General features: G+C 36.0%; 4 protein-coding genes and 1 pseudogene. All 5 read right to left on the reverse strand.

Annotation, left to right across the window (positions count from 1 at the left end; translation table 11 throughout):
* A partial coding sequence (locus BAU17_RS10420) for a DUF711 family protein (RefSeq protein ID WP_161902765.1) occupies window positions 1–633 on the reverse strand: 633 nt, incomplete at its 3' end.
* An 18-nt stretch (window positions 634–651) separates the two neighbouring features.
* The gene (locus BAU17_RS10425; RefSeq protein WP_161902766.1) at window positions 652–918 is read right to left on the reverse strand and encodes an ACT domain-containing protein; all 267 of its coding nucleotides are present in this window, start codon (window positions 916–918) and stop codon (window positions 652–654) included.
* 142 nt (window positions 919–1,060) lie between these two features.
* The gene (locus tag BAU17_RS10430; RefSeq protein ID WP_161902767.1) at window positions 1,061–1,690 is read right to left on the reverse strand and encodes a 3D domain-containing protein; all 630 of its coding nucleotides are present in this window, start codon (window positions 1,688–1,690) and stop codon (window positions 1,061–1,063) included.
* Between the two features lie 412 nt (window positions 1,691–2,102).
* Window positions 2,103–3,257, reverse strand: a complete 1,155-nt coding sequence (locus BAU17_RS10435) for a pyridoxal phosphate-dependent aminotransferase (RefSeq protein WP_161902768.1) — start codon at window positions 3,255–3,257, stop codon at window positions 2,103–2,105.
* 17 nt (window positions 3,258–3,274) lie between these two features.
* A pseudogene (locus BAU17_RS10440) lies at window positions 3,275–3,490 on the reverse strand (amino acid ABC transporter ATP-binding protein); the annotation flags it as partial.

Below are 3,490 nucleotides of genomic sequence, written 5' to 3' on the forward strand. Positions count from 1 at the left end.
AATCACACAATCAGCTTCCCCTACGCCATGGAAAGCTCCTGCCATAAATGGATTATCTTCCACCGCATTTGCAAAGACTACAAGTTTCGCGCAGCCCATATCTGATGCTTCTGCTGTTTTCTTGATTGTTTCACCCATTAAACGAACTGCATCCATGTTAATTCCCGCTTTTGTTGAACCAATATTGACTGATGAACAAACAAAGTCAGTTTCAGCAAGAGCTTGCGGAATCGACTCGATTAAGGCGCGGTCAGCCCCTTGATAACCTTTTTCAACCAATGCGCTATAACCACCGATAAAGTTCACACCCACTGTTTTAGCAGAGCGATCTAACGCTTTCGCAAATTTTACACAATCTTCCGATGTCGCCTGTGAAGCTGATGCAATAATTCCAATTGGTGTGACTGAAATTCGTTTATTAATAATCGGAATTCCATACTCCATTTCAATTGCTTCACCAACCTTCACTAATTCTTTGGCACGCGTTGTAATTTTTTGGTAAATTTTCTCGCAAGCTGCATCAACATCAGCATCCATACAATCTAAGAGTGAAATTCCCATTGTAATTGTACGTATATCTAAATTTTCTTCTTCAACCATGCGAATTGTTTCAAGTATTTGATTTGTCTCCATTCGTTCATCACCTCCCGATTATAATTTATGCATTGCTTCAAAAATTTCTTCATTTTGAATACTAATGGTAACACCTAATGCATCTCCTGTTTTTGTTAATTCTTGCCGAACCAATTCAAAATCAGGTTGTTGTTTAAACTCCAACATCATCATCATTGTAAAATATTCTTGCATAATAGTTTGTGTCACATCAACAATATTTATATCTAACTCGGATAGTTTTTGACTTACCCCAGCAATAATCCCAACCTTATCTTTACCAATAACCGTTAAAATAGCTCTCATGAACCATTCCTCCTTAAATTTTTTTCCATTATAGCATATTTTGAGTGATTAAAAATACAAATCGAAAGATAAGTAGAATAATTTTCTGAATATTTACAAAAAAAAGAAACCTAGCGAACTAGATTTCTTTTAAGCATTCAAATTAGTCTAAAATTGTTACTTGAACTGAACGACGTCCCCAAGCAATACATTGTTCATAAGTTGGGAAATGTACGTCAACAATGTTTCCTTTAATTGCGCCACCAGTATCACTTGCAATAGCTTCACCGTAGCCTTCAACATATAATCTTGTACCTAAAGGAATAACATTTGGATCGACCGCTACTGCCATTGGATTTTCTAATAAGTTTTGACCAGTTGCTGTAACTGTTCCGCCACCTAAACTATCCGCTGGATCTGAGCTATAAGCTGTTGATTCCATGGTGATTGTACGACCTGAATAGTTTGCACTATTGTCAGCTGTTTCTGTGCTTGCTGCTGGTGTTTCAACAGCAGATGTTTCTGGAGTAGCTTCAGTTGTTGGTGCAGCTTCACCATCAGTATTGATTGTCAATTTTGTACCATCAAAAATCACATTCGGATTTGCAATATTATTGGCATCTGCAATTTGTTGTACATGACTTACATTACCAAAATATTGTAATGAAATGCTAGACAATGTATCAGACGGAGCAACTGTATGTTCAATCTCATCTGCATTTGCTGTTGCTGAAAAACCAACCATACTTAAAAATGCTACGCTTCCTAAAGCTAAAAATTTAAATTTCTTCATATATAAAAACTCTCCTCAAATCGAATTTTGTGTTGTCTGAACAACTGGATAAATCATACCAAGTGAGCGCCCTTCCTAGGTAACAAACAAATGACGAAAGATTTCATTTTCATGATTTCAAGTACTATTTGTCATTTTCACACCTGAAAATCCAATAATATCAACCTTTCCTTCATTGAAAAAGTCGTTATTTTGTAATAAGAAATTTTAAAAATAATTTAAGAAGAGTCAAATAAAAAAAAGTAAAACGAATACATTTTTGAATTGTTACAGTAGCATGAAAATATCACAATTTGACGACAGTCAATAATCAAACAAATCACTAGAAAAAACGCATCAAATCAACCTTTTTTTCGATAATTATCAGATAATTCATATTATTTCGGCAAAAAAAAGAGAGCTGACTCTCTTTTTAATGGAAAGATAATTGTTCAATTCGATCAAAAGCTTCTTTTAATGTCTGTAAATCTTGTGTAACAGCTAAACGGACATGCGAATCCCCTGTTGTTTGACCAAATGCTTTTCCAGGTATCAACAATACTTGCGTCTCTTTCAAGACATGTTCAACAAATGGTACTGAAGTTAAATTTGTTTTTTCTATATTTATAAAGGCATACATTGTTCCTTTCACTTCACCTAATGATAGAAAATCGATTGCGTCAACTCGTTTTTTGACATAGTTCAAACGTTCTTTAAACACGTTTGTCACTTTTGGTACCAGCTCATCTGCATGTTGTAAGGCATAAATACCAGCTTGTTGCGATAAAGATGGTGCAGAATACGTAATATTTTCATTAATTTGACGCGCAATATCATTCACATAACTTGGTGAAATCATATAACCGATGCGCCAACCAGTCATCGCAAAAGCTTTTGAAAACCCACTAAAAGTAATTGTATGCTCTGGTGCAAATGTTGCCATCGGGACAAATTCTTCACTAAAGCTCAATTCCTCGTAAATTTCATCAGATAAAATGAATAAATCATTGGCTATTGCAATCTCGGCAATCCCTTGCATTGTTTCTTTTGAAAACACCGCGCCTGTCGGATTATTCGGTGAATTAACCAAGATAGCTTTTGTCTTATCCGTAATAGCAGCTTCTAAAATAGCTAAGTCAATTTGAAAATCATCTTTTTCATAAGTTGGAATAAAGACTGGGATACCACCAGCTGCTTCGACTTGCTCTTTATAAGGAGAGAAGTATGGTTCATGAATAATCACTTCATCTCCTGGGTCCAGAATTGATAGCAGTGCTAAATAAGTCCCATGCATTGCGCCAACTGTCCCTCGAATTTGACCAATATCAAATGTCAGTCCATATCGTCGTTGATAATGATTCACAACTGCTTGTAGAAATTCTTGGCTACCATCAGAAGCTGTGTATTTTGTGTGTCCCGCTTTAGCTGCTTCGGTAGCTGCTTCAATAATCGCATGATCAGTAATTAAATCCGGGTCACCCAATGATAAATCGATTAAATCAGTTGAACTTTTGGCCAACATCCCAATATCCATCAAAAGATTTTCTTTTGGCTCTTGGTATTTTTTAGCAATTCTTGATTGGTTCATCGTCTCTTCCTCCTTCATTATAAAACTTTGTTTAAGAAGCTTTGGGTGCGTGGATTCTTTGGCGCACCAAAGACTTCTTCGGGTGTTCCTTGTTCTTGAATAATTCCTTCATCCATAAAAATCACACGGTCTGCAACTTCTCGAGCAAAGCCCATTTCATGGGTAACAACGACCATGGTCATTCCATTTTCAGCTAAATTTTGCATCACTGACAATACTTCCCCGACCATTTC

It is taken from the genome of Candidatus Enterococcus willemsii, from assembly GCF_009933335.1.
GTDB lineage: Bacteria > Bacillota > Bacilli > Lactobacillales > Enterococcaceae > Enterococcus_F > Enterococcus_F willemsii.

Coding starts and splice junctions, on each gene's coding strand:
- BAU17_RS10425 (WP_161902766.1), bottom strand. CDS start 918: ATGAGAGCTATTTTAACGGTTATTGGTAAAGATAAGGTTGGGATTATT.
- BAU17_RS10430 (WP_161902767.1), bottom strand. CDS start 1,690: ATGAAGAAATTTAAATTTTTAGCTTTAGGAAGCGTAGCATTTTTAAGT.
- BAU17_RS10435 (WP_161902768.1), bottom strand. CDS start 3,257: ATGAACCAATCAAGAATTGCTAAAAAATACCAAGAGCCAAAAGAAAAT.